8 protein-coding genes are annotated in these 16,389 nt (G+C 44.7%); 6 read left to right on the forward strand and 2 right to left on the reverse strand.

Translation table 11 applies throughout. The features are described from left to right. The first annotated feature begins 55 nt into the window (after positions 1-55). Positions 56-1,186, forward strand: coding sequence for an ABC transporter ATP-binding protein (locus K1I94_RS05825; protein ID WP_002903507.1), 1,131 nt, complete (start codon positions 56-58; stop codon positions 1,184-1,186). Positions 1,187-1,269: 83 nt separating this feature from the next. On the opposite strand, the gene K1I94_RS05830 is transcribed toward K1I94_RS05825, so the two are convergent. Further along, complete coding sequence (locus K1I94_RS05830) at positions 1,270-2,118, reverse strand: putative RNA methyltransferase (protein ID WP_223314724.1); 849 nt, start codon at positions 2,116-2,118, stop codon at positions 1,270-1,272. A gap of 92 nt (positions 2,119-2,210) precedes the next feature. Further along, positions 2,211-3,467, reverse strand: coding sequence for a tyrosine--tRNA ligase (gene tyrS / locus K1I94_RS05835; RefSeq protein WP_223314948.1), 1,257 nt, complete (start codon positions 3,465-3,467; stop codon positions 2,211-2,213). 154 nt (positions 3,468-3,621) lie between these two features. Here tyrS and pbp1b point away from each other — a divergent pair, with 154 nt between their 5' ends. The 5 genes from pbp1b to K1I94_RS05860 all read left to right on the forward strand — a co-directional run bounded on the left by pbp1b (position 3,622) and on the right by K1I94_RS05860 (position 16,385). Next, positions 3,622-6,036 carry a penicillin-binding protein PBP1B gene (pbp1b, locus tag K1I94_RS05840; RefSeq protein WP_223314725.1) on the forward strand — a complete coding sequence of 805 codons (2,415 nt, stop codon included), beginning with the start codon at positions 3,622-3,624 and terminating at the stop codon, positions 6,034-6,036. A 393-nt stretch (positions 6,037-6,429) separates the two neighbouring features. After that, on the forward strand, positions 6,430-9,996 hold the full coding sequence (gene rpoB, locus K1I94_RS05845) for a DNA-directed RNA polymerase subunit beta (protein ID WP_002919872.1): 3,567 nt from the start codon (positions 6,430-6,432) through the stop codon (positions 9,994-9,996). Positions 9,997-10,036: 40 nt separating this feature from the next. Next, on the forward strand, positions 10,037-13,684 hold the full coding sequence (gene rpoC, locus K1I94_RS05850; protein WP_002907455.1) for a DNA-directed RNA polymerase subunit beta': 3,648 nt from the start codon (positions 10,037-10,039) through the stop codon (positions 13,682-13,684). A 762-nt stretch (positions 13,685-14,446) separates the two neighbouring features. Beyond that, complete coding sequence (gene wecB, locus K1I94_RS05855) at positions 14,447-15,604, forward strand: non-hydrolyzing UDP-N-acetylglucosamine 2-epimerase (protein ID WP_223314726.1); 1,158 nt, start codon at positions 14,447-14,449, stop codon at positions 15,602-15,604. Next, positions 15,597-16,385 carry a hypothetical protein gene (locus K1I94_RS05860; RefSeq protein ID WP_002898651.1) on the forward strand — a complete coding sequence of 263 codons (789 nt, stop codon included), beginning with the start codon at positions 15,597-15,599 and terminating at the stop codon, positions 16,383-16,385. Before wecB ends, K1I94_RS05860 begins: the two co-directional genes overlap by 8 nt. Positions 16,386-16,389: the final 4 nt, after the last annotated feature.

Consider the following 16,389-nt stretch of genomic DNA (forward strand, 5'->3'; position numbering starts at 1 on the left):
CTTTGCAAACGAGAGCTTGAAAGAAAATATTTTTATTCAAAAGAAGGGGCTTATTATGGTCGAATTAAATCTGAAAAATATCTATAAAAAATATCCCAACAGCGACCACTACTCAGTGGAAGACTTCAATCTTGATATTAAGGACAAGGAATTTATCGTCTTTGTCGGTCCGTCCGGTTGCGGAAAATCAACTACTCTGCGTATGATTGCAGGCCTTGAAGACATCACAGAAGGAACTGCCTCTATTGACGGTACAGTGGTCAACGATGTGGCACCAAAAGACCGTGACATCGCCATGGTCTTCCAGAACTATGCCCTTTATCCGCACATGACTGTCTACGACAACATGGCCTTTGGTCTCAAGCTGCGCAAGTACAGCAAGGAAGATATTGACAAACGGGTTAATGAAGCAGCAGAAATCCTAGGTTTGAAGGAATTCTTGCAGCGTAAGCCAGCTGATTTATCTGGTGGTCAGCGTCAGCGGGTAGCAATGGGACGCGCTATTGTTCGGGATGCAAAGGTTTTCCTTATGGATGAGCCTTTGTCTAACTTGGATGCGAAGTTGCGTGTTTCTATGCGGGCGGAGATTGCCAAGATTCACCGCCGTATCGGGGCAACAACTATTTATGTTACTCACGACCAGACTGAAGCTATGACTCTGGCGGATCGTATCGTTATCATGTCAGCGACCAAGAACCCTGCTGGAACTGGAACGATTGGTCGAGTAGAGCAGATTGGTACACCTCAAGAAGTCTACAACAACCCAGTTAATAAGTTTGTTGCCGGCTTCATTGGCAGCCCAGCTATGAACTTCATCCCAGTTAAGCTTGAAGGGAATGAGATTGTCGCAGAAGGTCTGCGTTTGACTGTGCCAGAAGGAGCTCTCAAGGTTCTGCGGGAGAAAGGTTACGAGGGCAAGGAGCTGATCTTCGGTATTCGTCCAGAGGATGTCAATGCAGAAGCTGCTTTCTTGGAAACTTTCCCGAATTCAGTTGTGCATGCCAAGATTTCTGTTTCAGAATTGCTGGGAGCAGAGTCTCACCTCTACTGCCAAGTGGGTTCTAGTGAGTTTGTAGCGCGTGTGGATTCACGGGATTACCTAGAAACTGGTGCAGGAATTGACCTAGGTTTTGACCTCAATAAAGCGCACTTCTTTGATCCAGAGACAGAGAAGACGGTCTATTAATCAGTAGATAAATAAATAACGCAGACAGGACTGTCTGCGTTTTTAAAATGGCTGTTATAACATCATTTTTTACTGAAAGGTGATCAGATTTTTTCTTGTTTTAGTTTTCCGATAAGAATCTCAGCTGAAATGGTGGCATGTGTAAGCTGCTCCCAATTGATTAGATTTTTTTCAACATGAAAGAGTAAAGGAGTCATCTGCAGCAGGGCAGTTTTCTCCTCAGAATGCAGAGCATGGGTTGATTCTACGGTTTTTCTAGATAGAATCGTAAAGTGCTTCTGGAAGTGCTGGATGATATCTTGATTAGAATAATCTTTCTTGTCCAGATATTGAGCAACTTTTTGGCGAATTTCTTTCAGATGATTTTCTGTTGGGATGACTTTAATGATAAGCCCCTCTTTTTTCAATACTCGTTGAAATTCATGATAGTTAGCTGGTGAGAAGATGTCCAGCAAGACATCCATGCTTTGATCCTGAACAGGCAAGTGTGCCAAATCACCAACAAACCATTTTACAGCCAGACTCTGATCACTTTTTGCAGCTAACTGGATAGAATCTTTGGATAAATCAAAAGCATAAATTTCTTTGTTGGGGAATGTTTCCTGAATTTTTCGAGCATAATACCCCTCTCCGCAAGCGACGTCTAGAATGGTCTGTTCTTCAGGCAGGGCCTGCAGCAGATCCTGCAACTCGTCTAGGACATGCTGATAAAAGCCGGCTTCCAAGATGACTTGCCTATTTTGAAAGCTCATTTTGTCATAGTTTTTAGCTTGTTTGGCCTGAGGAGCTAGATTGACATAACCGAATTTGGAGATGTCGTAGGAATGGCGATTGGCGCACTTGAGGCTGTTTTCTTCCATAGCCAAGCTTTGCTGGCAGAGTGGACAGGCCAGAGCTGGAGCTTGAGCAAAGCGGGCAAGTTTTGGTTTCATAGTCGCTCTCTTTCTATTGTTTTTTATAGCTGAATGACTTCTTTTTGGTAAGACATAGAAAAATCCGATTCAGGTAATCGGATTTTTTATCTTTAGTAGGTCAGGACAAAGTATTTCTTTTTACCGCGGCGGATAACTGTCAGCTCGTCTTCCAGTTTATCTGAGTCGCTGAGGACATAGTCTAAATCTTGGATACGCTCACCATTGAGGTAGATAGCGCCGTTTTGGACGTCTTCGCGGGCTTGACGTTTTGAGTTTACCACGCCGGCTGTCACAAGCAGTTCTACAATATTGAGGTTGTCTTCTACCTGGACCTGATAGTTAGGCACGCCGCGCAGACCTTGTTTGAGTTCCTTGACAGATAGGTTTTTAATATTTCCAGCAAAGAGCTGCTCAGTGATGTTGAGGGCTTCCTGGTAAGCTTCTTGACCGTGAACCAGACTGACCACTTCGCGAGCTAGGACTTTCTGAGCCAAGCGTTCGTGTGGTGCTGCTTCAAACTGCTGACGAATTTCTTCAATCTCATCCAAGGACAGGAAGGTGAAGATTTTCAGGAAGCGGATAGCATCTGCGTCCATGACATTCATCCAGAATTGATACATTTCATAAGGAGAAGTCTTGTCAGGATTGAGCCAGACAGCATTGCCTTCTGACTTGCCGAATTTTTTGCCAGTAGCGTCGGTAATGAGCGGAACGGTTATCACATGGCCAGTCTTGTCAGCTTTGCGGCGCAGGAGTTCTGTACCTGCTGTCATATTGCCCCATTGGTCAGAACCACCGATTTGCAGGGTTACGTCGTGGTTTTGATTGAGGATATAGAAGTCATATCCTTGCATGATCTGGTAGGCGAATTCTGTATAGGAAATCCCTGTCTCAATCCGGCTCTTGACAGAATCTTTACTCATCATGTAGTTGACAGTGAAGTATTTGCCGACGTCACGCAGGAAGTCGATAAAGCTGATGCTGCTGAACCAGTCATAATTGTTGACCATTTCGGCCTTATTATCGCCCTTTTCAAAGTCCAGAAAACGAGAAAGCTGATCTTGGATGGATTTCACCCAGCCTTCTACGGTTTCCTTGGTTTGGAGACTGCGCTCTGCATCCCTAAAGGATGGATCGCCAATCAATCCAGTCGCTCCTCCGACCAGAGCGTAGGGTTTATGGCCAGCTAGTTGCAGGCGGCGGCTAGTCAGAATGGCTACTAAGTGGCCTAGGTGCAGGCTGTCAGCGGTCGGATCGTATCCACTATAATAAGAGACTTGTCCTTCTTCTAAGGCCTTGCGTAAAGCTGCTTCATCAGTAGTTTGGAATACCAAGCCACGTTCTTTTAGCTCATCAAAAATGTGCATCATGTCTCTCCTATTCTAAAAGCCAAGAAGTTGGCTTATCTATATTTTAAATTTATGTTACTCTATTGTATCATAAAGCTTTTAAATAGCAATGTTTCCTTGAAATAAATCATAGATATTTGGTATAATGGGAAGATAACAAGGAGAATCAAACTTGGAACAATTAATAGAGAAATTAAAAGAGTTCTGGGGAAAAGCCCAGCAGTTTATCAAAAAAATACATCTTCCAGAATGGAGCAAGAAAATCGGCAGTGGTAACAACGGCTGGTCTATCAGTGATGTTTTTGCTGTTTTCTTACGGACTTTTAAACTTCTGATGAATATGGCTTTTGTGTTTATCTTCTTCGGTGGCGTAATCGGTGCTGGGATTGGGATAGGCTATGCTGCTAGTCTTTTCAGTAAGGTGGAAGTGCCCAAGCAGGAAGAGCTGGTCAAGCAGGTGAATAATATCTCTGGTATTTCTAAGCTTACCTATGCTGATGGCAGCTTGATTGCAGAAGTGGACAATGATTTGCTCCGCATCCCAGTTAAGAGTGACGCCATCTCTGAAAATGTAAAAAAAGCCGTTATCGCTACAGAGGATGAGAATTTTGAAACGCATAACGGAGTGGTGCCTAAGGCTGTGCTTCGGGCTACGCTCGGCTCTGTTGTCGGAGTTGGCTCTTCTAGCGGGGGGTCAACCATTACCCAGCAGTTGATCAAGCAGCAGGTAGTGGGCGATGCGCCGACCTTCAAGCGGAAAGCGGCGGAGATTGTTGATGCGCTGGCTTTGGAACGCTACATGTCCAAGGATGATATTTTGACGACCTACTTGAACGTTTCGCCTTTTGGGCGCAACAATAAGGGGCAGAATATCGCCGGTGTGGAAGAAGCTGCTCAAGGGATTTTTGGTGTTTCTGCCAAGGATTTGACAGTGCCCCAATCTGCTTTTATTGCTGGCTTGCCACAGAGTCCGATTGTTTATTCGCCTTATGCAGCGGATGGCAGTCTCAAGAGTGAAGGGGATATGGCTCTGGGCTTGGAGCGTGCCAAGGATGTGCTCTATAATATGTATCGGACGGGCCATCTAAGCGAAAAAGAGTACAAGGAGTACAAGGACTACGACTTGACTAAGGATTTCAAGCCTTCTGAAAGTTCGGAAAAATCTTCGCATGGCTACCTTTATTACACAGCGGTCGAAGAAGCCCAGCAGACCATGTACGAATACTTGATTCAGCGGGACAATGTTTCTCAGCAAGAGCTGAAAAACAACGACACTGTCAAGGCATACAAAGAATTGGCCGCTAAGGAACTGAGCGATGGCGGCTATACTGTCACGACTACGATTAATAAGAACATCCACACCGCTATGCAAAATGCAGTAGCCAACTATGGCGGTGTCTTGGATGACGGAACTGGTGCAGTTGAAGTGGGAAATGTCCTCTTGGATAATAAAACCGGTGCTGTGATTGGCTTTGTCGGCGGCAGAGACTACGCTTCCAATCAGAACAATCACGCCTTTGATACGGAACGCTCACCGGGTTCGACCATTAAGCCAATTTTGGCTTATGGGATTGCTATTGACCAAGGTCTGATGGGGAGCGCCAGCGTTCTTTCTAACTATCCGACCAACTTTTCAAGCGGCGACCCAATCATGCACGTGGACAGCCGTGGTACAGCCATGATGGACCTGCAAGAAGCGCTCAATACTTCTTGGAATATTCCGGCTTATTGGACTTACCGCGGATTACGCGAAAAAGGTGTCAATGTCCGTGGCTATATGGAAAAAATGGGCTATTACATCGATGACTACAGCATTGAGAGTCTCCCAATGGGCGGGGGAATTGAAGTATCTGTAGCTCAGCATACCAATGGTTTCCAAACCTTGGCTAATAATGGAACCTACCAGAAAAAATACATGGTTGAAAAAATCACAGACCGAGATGGCAAGGTGATCTACCAGCATAAGGCCAATCCTGTTCAGATTTACAGTCCAGCAGCTGCTACGATTATGCAGGAGCTCATGCGGGGCGTTATCAATTCTGGGGCTACTACAACCTATAAATCCAGAATCAGTCAGGTCAATGGAACCTTGGCTGGAGCCGACTGGATTGGTAAGACTGGAACGACCAACACCAACGGTGATATGTGGCTGATGCTTTCTACTCCTAAGATGACTTTGGGAGGCTGGATTGGTCATGATGATAATAGTTCTATGGCGGCGTTGACTGGTTATAACAATAATGCTTCCTACATGGCCTATATGGCAGATGCTATCTATCAGGCAGATCCAAATGCCTGGGGTGTTGGTGATAAGTTCACTCTTGATCCAAGTGTGATTAAGTCTGATGTGCTCAAGTCCACAGGGGAAAAGCCAGGTACAGTAACGGTAAACGGCCGCTCTGTTAATCTCAGTGGTCCGACAGTGCCTAGCTATTGGGCTAAAAATGGTGCTCCGACCACGACCTATCGCTTTGGTATTGGGGCATCAGATGCGGATTATCAGAAGGCTTGGTCAGCTATTCTGGGCGGTTCTACCTCTAATTCTAATTCAAGTTCCAATTCTAACAATAACCGGCAGGGGAACTAGCGCATCAAGAACAGTTTTAACTTTTCAGAAAGCGGATGAAATCCTTGCAATTTCTAGCTAAATAAGGTATAATGATAACAATAATTTGTCGTGTGCTTTATTTGAAATATTGTCCAAATAGAAGCTTACAGCAGTTAAATCAAACTTGAATAAGTCAGATTTAGCTGCTCTTTTTGTGCCTATTTTTAGGAAAAACGGATTATGTAACCGTAATTTAATTTTTCTGAAAATTAAACAAAAGGGACTGATTGTGGCTGTTTTGCAGCATTGTAAATGACAGAGGATTTTCCTCTGAAAACATTTCACAGAACTCGCCCTCAAAGCGTTGAGAAAAAGATACGTCTTTTCTCGCTTTATCAAGGGCTTAGTATCTTATCATAAAGGAGTAAAAACTTGGCAGGACATGAAGTTCGATACGGGAAACACCGTACCCGTCGTAGTTTTTCAAGAATTAAGGAAGTTCTTGATTTACCAAATTTGATTGAAATCCAAACGGATTCGTTCCAAGATTTCTTGGATCATGGTCTGAAGGAAGTCTTTGAAGATGTACTTCCTATTTCAAACTTTACCGACACCATGGAATTGGAATTTGTTGGCTATGAAATCCGTGAGCCTAAATATACGCTGGAAGAAGCCCGTATCCACGATGCCAGCTACTCAGCACCAATCTTTGTGACTTTCCGTCTGATTAACAAGGAAACTGGTGAAATCAAGACTCAGGAAGTCTTCTTTGGTGATTTCCCAATCATGACTGAAATGGGAACCTTCATCATCAATGGTGGTGAGCGGATTATCGTATCCCAGTTGGTGCGTTCTCCAGGGGTTTACTTTAACGATAAAGTTGACAAAAATGGAAAAGTTGGCTACGGTTCAACGGTTATTCCTAACCGCGGAGCTTGGTTAGAGTTGGAAACAGACTCAAAAGACATTGCCTACACTCGTATTGACCGGACACGGAAGATTCCATTTACCACTTTGGTGCGTGCGCTTGGTTTCTCAGGTGATGATGAGATCTTGGACATCTTTGGTGACAGCGACTTGGTGCGCAATACCATTGAAAAAGATATCCACAAGAACCCAATGGACTCTCGTACAGATGAAGCCCTGAAAGAAATCTATGAGCGTCTTCGTCCAGGCGAGCCTAAGACGGCTGAAAGTTCTCGTTCCCTTCTTGAAGCGCGTTTCTTTGATCCGCATCGCTATGACTTGGCAGCAGTTGGTCGGTACAAGATTAATAAGAAACTCAGCGTCAAGACACGCTTGCTGAACCAAACCATTGCAGAGCCATTGGTAGATGCTGAAACTGGAGAAATCTTAGTTGAAGCTGGTACAGTTATGACCCGCAGTGTGATTGACAGCATTGCAGAGCAGCTGGATAATGGTTTGAACAAAATCACTTATATTCCAAACGACTCAGCTGTCTTGACAGACCCTGTAGAATTGCAGAAGTTCAAGGTAGTGGCACCGACTGATCCAGACCGCGTTGTGACCATCATTGGTAATGCAAATCCGTCTGACAAGGTTCGGATCGTGACACCAGCTGATATCTTGGCTGAGATGAGCTACTTCCTCAACTTGGCTGAAGGTATCGGTCGTGTAGATGATATTGACCACTTGGGGAACCGTCGTATTCGTGCTGTTGGTGAGCTTTTGGCTAACCAAGTCCGTCTTGGACTTTCTCGGATGGAGCGTAATGTTCGTGAACGGATGTCTGTTCAGGATAACGAAGTACTAACTCCACAGCAAATCATCAACATCCGTCCAGTGACTGCAGCCATTAAAGAATTCTTTGGCTCTTCACAATTGTCTCAGTTCATGGACCAACACAATCCGCTGTCTGAGCTTTCTCACAAGCGCCGTCTTTCTGCCTTAGGACCTGGTGGTTTGACACGTGACCGCGCTGGCTATGAAGTGCGGGACGTGCACTATACTCACTACGGTCGTATGTGTCCGATTGAAACGCCTGAAGGACCAAACATTGGTTTGATTAATAACTTGTCTTCTTATGGACACCTTAACAAATACGGATTTATTCAAACGCCTTACCGTAAAGTAGACCGTGAAGCTGGCGTAGTAACCAACGAAATCGTTTGGCTGACAGCTGATGAGGAAGATGAATTTATCGTAGCGCAGGCCAACTCTAAGCTGAACGAAAAAGGTGGCTTTGCTGAGCCTATCGTTATGGGACGCCACCAAGGTAATAACCAAGAATTCCCATCAGACCAAGTAGACTACATGGATGTATCGCCTAAGCAGGTAGTTGCCGTAGCGACAGCATGTATTCCTTTCTTAGAAAATGACGACTCCAACCGTGCTCTCATGGGTGCCAACATGCAGCGTCAGGCTGTGCCTTTGATTGATCCAAAAGCGCCTTATGTCGGTACTGGTATGGAATACCAAGCTGCCCACGACTCTGGTGCAGCGGTCATTGCCCAGCATGATGGTAAGGTTACCTATGCGGATGCAGACAAGGTTGAAGTCCGCCGTGAAGATGGTTCTCTTGATGTTTACCAAATTCAAAAATTCCGTCGTTCTAACTCGGGAACTGCTTACAACCAACGTACCTTGGTAAAAGTTGGCGATGTCGTTGAAAAAGGCGACTTTATCGCTGACGGACCTTCTATGGAAAATGGAGAAATGGCCCTGGGACAAAACCCAATCGTTGCCTACATGACATGGGAAGGTTACAACTTCGAGGATGCGGTTATCATGAGTGAGCGTCTGGTGAAAGACGACGTCTACACCTCTGTTCACTTGGAAGAATACGAATCAGAAACTCGTGACACCAAGCTTGGCCCAGAAGAAATTACCCGCGAAATTCCAAACGTAGGGGAAGATGCCCTACGCAATCTGGACGAAATGGGTATTATCCGCATCGGGGCGGAAGTCAAAGAAGGCGATATTCTTGTAGGTAAAGTGACCCCTAAGGGTGAAAAAGACCTTTCTGCTGAAGAGCGCCTGCTTCATGCCATCTTTGGTGACAAGTCTCGTGAAGTTCGTGACACTTCTCTTCGTGTACCTCACGGTGCTGATGGAGTGGTTCGTGACGTGAAGATCTTTACCCGTGCTAATGGTGATGAACTGCAATCTGGCGTTAATATGCTGGTTCGCGTCTACATCGCTCAAAAACGTAAGATCAAGGTCGGAGATAAGATGGCCGGTCGTCACGGAAACAAAGGGGTTGTATCCCGTATCGTTCCTGTGGAAGACATGCCTTACTTGCCAGATGGAACACCAGTTGATATCATGCTGAACCCACTCGGGGTACCATCTCGTATGAATATCGGTCAGGTTATGGAGCTTCACCTTGGTATGGCAGCACGTAACTTGGGCATCCATATTGCGACACCAGTCTTTGATGGAGCAAGCTCAGAAGATCTCTGGGATACAGTGCGCGAAGCTGGTATGGATAGTGATGCTAAAACCATTCTCTACGATGGACGTACCGGTGAGCCATTTGACAACCGTGTATCTGTCGGTGTCATGTACATGATCAAGCTCCACCACATGGTAGATGACAAACTCCATGCCCGCTCAGTGGGTCCTTACTCAATGGTTACCCAACAGCCGCTCGGAGGTAAAGCTCAGTTTGGTGGACAACGTTTTGGTGAGATGGAAGTTTGGGCCTTGGAAGCTTACGGTGCTTCTAACGTTCTGCAAGAAATCCTGACTTACAAGTCAGATGATGTCAATGGACGTTTGAAGGCTTATGAAGCTATTACCAAAGGGAAACCAATTCCAAAACCAGGTGTGCCAGAATCCTTCCGCGTTCTTGTCAAAGAATTGCAATCTCTTGGTCTGGACATGCGCGTTCTCGATGAAGACGACAATGAAGTAGAACTGCGTGACCTAGACGAAGGTGAAGATGATGATGTGATTCACGTTGACGATCTTGAAAAAGCGCGTGAAAAAGCAGCTCAAGAAGCGAAAGCAGCTTTTGAGGCTGAAGGAAAAGAATAAGAATAGACACTGATTAGAAAATGAAGAAAGGTAAGAAATAGTGGTTGATGTAAATCGTTTTAAAAGTATGCAAATCACCCTAGCTTCTCCTAACAAGGTCCGTTCATGGTCTTATGGGGAAGTGAAGAAACCTGAAACAATCAATTACCGAACCCTGAAACCAGAACGCGAAGGCCTTTTTGACGAAGTGATCTTCGGTCCAACCAAGGACTGGGAATGTGCCTGTGGTAAGTACAAACGGATTCGTTACAAAGGAATCGTCTGTGACCGCTGTGGTGTTGAAGTAACCCGTGCCAAGGTTCGCCGTGAGCGTATGGGCCACATCGAATTGAAGGCTCCTGTTTCACATATTTGGTACTTTAAAGGAATTCCAAGCCGCATGGGGCTCACTTTGGATATGAGCCCACGTGCCTTGGAAGAAGTCATTTATTTTGCGGCTTATGTGGTGATTGATCCTAAGGACACACCGCTAGAGCACAAGTCCATCATGACGGAGCGTGAGTACCGCGAGCGTTTACGCGAGTACGGTGCAGGCTCATTTGTAGCCAAAATGGGAGCAGAAGCTATTCAAGACCTCTTAAAACAAGTGGACTTGGAAGCTGAAATTGCTGTCCTCAAAGAAGAATTGAAAACTGCTTCAGGTCAAAAACGGATCAAGGCTGTCCGTCGTTTGGATGTCTTGGATGCCTTCTACAAGTCTGGCAATAAGCCAGAATGGATGGTTCTTAATATCCTTCCGGTTATTCCGCCAGATTTGCGTCCGATGGTTCAGCTGGATGGTGGTCGTTTTGCGGCTTCTGACCTCAATGATCTCTATCGCCGTGTTATCAACCGGAACAACCGTTTGGCTCGTTTGCTGGAACTCAACGCCCCTGGTATCATCGTTCAAAATGAGAAGCGGATGCTTCAAGAAGCAGTTGATGCTTTGATTGATAACGGTCGCCGCGGCCGTCCAATTACTGGACCAGGTAGCCGTCCGCTTAAGTCTCTGAGCCACATGCTCAAAGGGAAACAAGGTCGTTTCCGTCAAAACTTGCTGGGTAAACGGGTTGACTTCTCAGGTCGTTCCGTTATCGCCGTTGGTCCTACGTTGAAAATGTATCAATGTGGTGTGCCGCGTGAAATGGCGATTGAGCTCTTCAAGCCGTTTGTGATGCGGGAAATCGTTGCTCGCGATATTGTGCAGAACGTTAAAGCTGCCAAACGCTTGGTAGAGCGTGGAGATGAGCGTATCTGGGATATTCTGGAAGAAGTGATCAAGGAACACCCAGTGCTTCTTAACCGCGCACCGACTCTTCACCGTTTGGGAATTCAGGCTTTTGAGCCAGTGCTAATTGACGGTAAAGCTCTTCGTTTGCATCCGCTGGTCTGTGAAGCCTACAATGCCGACTTTGACGGTGACCAAATGGCCATCCACGTACCATTGTCAGAGGAAGCGCAAGCTGAAGCTCGTATCCTCATGCTGGCTGCTGAGCACATCTTGAATCCAAAAGATGGTAAACCAGTTGTAACACCATCTCAGGATATGGTCTTGGGTAACTACTACCTGACCATGGAAGAGGCTGGCCGCGAAGGCGAAGGCATGATTTTCAAGGATATGGATGAGGCGGTTATGGCCCTCCGCAACGGTTATGTTCACTTGCATACTCGTGTTGGTATCGCAACAGACAGTCTTAATAAGCCTTGGACAGAAGACCAGAAGCATAAAATTTTGATCACAACTGTTGGTAAAATTCTCTTTAACGCAATCATGCCAGAGGAATTGCCTTACTTGCAAGAGCCGACTAATGCTAACTTGACAGAAGGTGTGCCAGCTAAGTACTTCTTGGAGTCAGGACAAGACATCAAGGAAGTCATTGAACAGCTTGAGATCAATGTTCCGTTTAAGAAGAAAAATCTTGGTAATATCATTGCGGAAATCTTTAAACGCTTCCGTACAACAGAAACATCTGCTCTTCTTGACCGCTTGAAGAACTTGGGTTATCACCATTCTACCTTGGCTGGTCTGACAGTGGGTATCGCTGATATCCCAGTTGTCGAAGACAAGGCTGAGATTATTGAAGAATCCCATAAGCGTGTTGAACAAATTACTAAACAATTCCGCCGCGGTATGATTACTGATGACGAACGCTACAATGCAGTTACTGCTGAGTGGCGGGCAGCTCGTGAGAAATTGGAAAAACGTTTGGTTGCCAACCAAGATCCGAAGAACCCTATCGTTATGATGATGGACTCTGGAGCCCGGGGTAACATCTCTAACTTCTCCCAGTTGGCCGGTATGCGTGGTTTGATGGCTGCGCCAAACGGACGTATCATGGAATTGCCAATCTTGTCTAACTTCCGTGAAGGTCTGTCTGTTCTGGAAATGTTCTTCTCAACCCACGGTGCTCGTAAGGGTATGACCGATACGGCCCTTAAGACTGCCGACTCAGGTTACCTGACTCGTCGTCTGGTTGACGTTGCCCAAGATGTGATTATCCGTGAAGATGACTGTGGTACAGATCGTGGACTTCTTATCACTTCTATCACAGAAGGCAAGGAAATGATCGAGTCTCTGGAAGAGCGTCTCAATGGTCGTTACACTAAGAAAACAGTTAAACATCCAGAAACTGGTGCGGTCATTATTGGTCCAAATGAATTGATCACCGAAGACAAGGCGCGTGAAATCGTTAATGCTGGTGTTGAAGAAGTGACAATCCGCTCCGTCTTTACATGTAACACCCGCCACGGTGTCTGCCGTCACTGTTACGGTATCAACTTGGCAACGGGTGATGCGGTTGAAGTCGGTGAAGCAGTCGGAACCATCGCTGCCCAGTCTATCGGGGAGCCTGGTACACAGCTGACCATGCGGACCTTCCACACGGGTGGTGTTGCCTCTAATACCGATATCACGCAAGGTCTTCCTCGTGTCCAAGAAATCTTTGAAGCCCGCAATCCGAAAGGGGAAGCGGTCATCACTGAAGTCAAGGGTGAAGTTACTGCTATCGAAGAAGATGCATCTACTCGTACCAAGAAGGTCTTTGTTAAAGGCCAAACTGGCGAAGGTGAATATGTGGTACCATTTACAGCTCGCATGAAGGTAGAAGTGGGCGACCAAGTTTCTCGTGGTGCTGCCTTGACTGAAGGTTCTATCCAGCCTAAGCACTTGCTGGCTGTCCGCGATGTCTTGTCTGTTGAAACTTACCTGCTTGCTGAAGTACAGAAAGTTTACCGCAGCCAAGGGGTAGAAATCGGCGACAAACACATTGAGGTAATGGTTCGTCAAATGATTCGCAAGGTGCGCGTCATGGATCCAGGAGATACAGATCTTCTTATGGGAACTCTCATGGATATCACAGACTTTACAGATGCTAACCGTGATGTGGTTATCTCAGGCGGTGTGCCTGCGACAGCTCGTCCAGTCCTCATGGGAATCACCAAGGCTTCCCTTGAGACAAACAGCTTCCTGTCTGCAGCTTCCTTCCAGGAAACAACTCGTGTCCTGACAGATGCTGCTATCCGTGGTAAGAAAGACCACCTGCTCGGACTCAAGGAAAATGTTATCATCGGTAAGATTATCCCAGCTGGTACTGGTATGGCCCGCTATCGCAATTTGGAGCCTCAGGCTGTTAATGAAGTTGAAATTATCGACGAAGTGACAGAACTGCCAGGTGGATTTGAAACTGAAGAAAATATTGTTCTTAAATAAAGAACTTTCCCTCCCGATTTTCGGGAGGGATTTTTTGTTGCAGCCGATAATTTCTTGCCTACCACTAAATATTATCCTATAATATACTTATAAAGTTGTTTTTAAGTTCTCCGTTATGGATAAACAACTATAGAAGAAACACTCAAGATTTCCTGTTTCAGTTTTTCTATGATGCGAGATGGCATATTTATTTTTAATCAGGGAAGTAGCTGGTTTTTTGTAGTATGATAGCGCTAGGTTATACTGTTTTAAAAATCCTAAAATAATAGGAGAGGCAGGTTTGAAATTTAAAAAAAGAGGAGGTTGGTTTTAATGGTAGTGGTTGAAGCTTGTAGAGAACAGTAGCTGGCATTTATCTAGCTAGCTCATTCATGAGGGGAGGATTTTGAAAGATAAAGAATAGAAAACAATTAGATTACAAATAGAATAATATTTTATTACAATGAATAAATATTAAAAAATATAGGCAAAAACCACAAAATTCTGCATAAAATAGGACTTTAAGCCTATAAGTTCTTTCCTTTTTATTTATTTTTTTGAGAAAACCGAAAAATTTCAGTAATTTTAAGTTACAGTTAAGTTAAGAAAATTAAAATAATCTTAAATAAGTTACCAACATGTAAATTACTATTAAGAAAGTATAAAATAATAGTTCATGCTTTGATTATTGAAACGCTTGATGGTAAAATAACTAAGGTTACTTAAAACAAACATTTTTTAGTAAAAAGTTAATATAACAATGTTGATTTTTGGTGAGGAAAAATGAAGAAAATTAAGGTAATGGTTGTTTTTGGAACTCGTCCAGAAGCAATTAAGATGGCTCCACTGGTTATTGAACTGAAGAAGCAGGCAGACTTGTTTGAGACAACAACAGTTGTGACTGCTCAGCATCGTCAGATGCTGGATCAGGTACTTGAAACTTTTAAGCTTAAGCCTGATTATGATTTGGATATTATGGGGAAGAATCAAACCCTGACAGATATTACTGTCAAGATCCTGCATAAGCTAGATGATATCTTAAAGGAAAACAAGCCAGATATTATGCTGGTGCACGGTGATACGACAACGACTTTTGCGGCTAGTCTTGCAGCGTTTTATAATCAAGTTCGTATCGGCCACGTGGAAGCTGGTTTGCGAACTTGGAATAAATATTCTCCTTTCCCAGAAGAGATGAATCGTCAGATGACCGACTCTTTGACGGACTTGTATTTTGCGCCAACGGATCAGAGTAAGGCTAACTTGCTCAAGGAAAACCATCCAGCAGAAACAGTTTTTGTGACAGGAAATACAGCTATTGACGCTCTCAAGCTGACTGTCCAGGCTGATTATCAGCACGAGGTGCTTGACCGTATTGATTCAGCTCGTAAGATGATTTTGGTGACCATGCATCGCCGGGAAAATCAAGGCGAGCCGATGAGAAGGGTCTTTCGAACTCTACGGCAGATTGTAGATGCCCATGATGATGTGGAAATTGTCTATCCCGTTCACCTGAGCCCAGCGGTTCAGGAAGCGGCTAGAGAAATTCTGAGTGACAATGAGAAAATTCATCTGATTGAGCCTTTAGATGTGTTGGATTTCCATAATATCGCAGCTAAAAGCTACTTCATCATGTCAGACTCAGGCGGAGTACAAGAGGAAGCACCTTCCTTAGGTAAGCCTGTACTGGTACTTCGTGATACAACAGAGAGACCAGAAGGAGTTGAAGCCGGCACCTTGAAGCTGGTCGGTACAGAAACTCAAGCAGTAGCAGAGGCAATGGAAGCCCTGCTGACAGATGAGTCACTCTATCAGGAAATGGCCCAAGCAAGCAATCCGTATGGTGACGGTAAGGCTTCTGAGCGGATTGCTCAAGCTATTTCCCACTATTTTAAGCAGACGGCTAGGCCGGAAGAATTTAAGACAGGAGTAAAAAATGTTTAGGAAAAAAGGACTAGAAAAATCATTAGCAGTCTTTGTACTGGCAATTGGACTAATTCTTTTCTACAGTTGGAATTTTGCAGCTAACATATTTTATATCGGAATCGCGCTGATTTTATTAGGTATTTTTAGTGTCTTTGTCCTATCTGATCTTTTGGTGACATGGGCCATGATTTTGGGTGTGGTTATCGCAACTCTGATCTTGCTCTTTGATGTAACCTACCTACCGGACAATCAAGTTCTCTTCTTGCTTTATGTCTTCCCTGTCAGTGCTTGGCTGACCAGCCGAGTGAATTTCTATCTTCATCAGCGCTTGGGATTAGTGCAGGATGACAGTGAAGATGCTGCTGAGGCCTATGAAGAAATGGTTCAGAAAGTAAATCAGAAACAAGCTCCAGCCTTTCAGGCCTTGTTGGTCCATTGGGCACACAATCATCATTTTTATCAAATTCACTCTCGGGAGTACAAGCGGATGCTCAAGAGAATTTTACGACTGCTTAACTGGGACTTCCAGAATGTAGAAACAGTTTACTATGTATCCAATGGTAACTTTCTCGTTCTGGTAGAAGATCTGGATCAGGAAGTCAAGGAATATTTCCAAGAGAAAGTGCGTGAAGATTTAACGATGATGCACTTTGAGAATAAGAAAACTGACCAAAAAATTCAGTTTCAGTCCGGCAGTTTAAAATTGAACGCTCAAAACATTGACAAATTCCATAATTTTGATGACGCTTTGAGCAATCTGGAGCGTCAGCTTGAAACCGACATTATCGTAGAATACTAGGAGG

It is taken from the genome of Streptococcus sanguinis, assembly GCF_019929145.1.
GTDB classification, from domain to species: domain Bacteria; phylum Bacillota; class Bacilli; order Lactobacillales; family Streptococcaceae; genus Streptococcus; species Streptococcus sanguinis_U.

What these genes read in the sequence shown, in the direction of transcription:
- tyrS (WP_223314948.1), bottom strand. Translation starts at nt 3,467, where the DNA reads ATGCACATTTTTGATGAGCTAAAAGAACGTGGCTTGGTATTCCAAACT.
- K1I94_RS05830 (WP_223314724.1), bottom strand. Translation starts at nt 2,118, where the DNA reads ATGAAACCAAAACTTGCCCGCTTTGCTCAAGCTCCAGCTCTGGCCTGT.
- K1I94_RS05860 (WP_002898651.1), top strand. Translation starts at nt 15,597, where the DNA reads ATGTTTAGGAAAAAAGGACTAGAAAAATCATTAGCAGTCTTTGTACTG.
- K1I94_RS05825 (WP_002903507.1), top strand. Translation starts at nt 56, where the DNA reads ATGGTCGAATTAAATCTGAAAAATATCTATAAAAAATATCCCAACAGC.
- wecB (WP_223314726.1), top strand. Translation starts at nt 14,447, where the DNA reads ATGAAGAAAATTAAGGTAATGGTTGTTTTTGGAACTCGTCCAGAAGCA.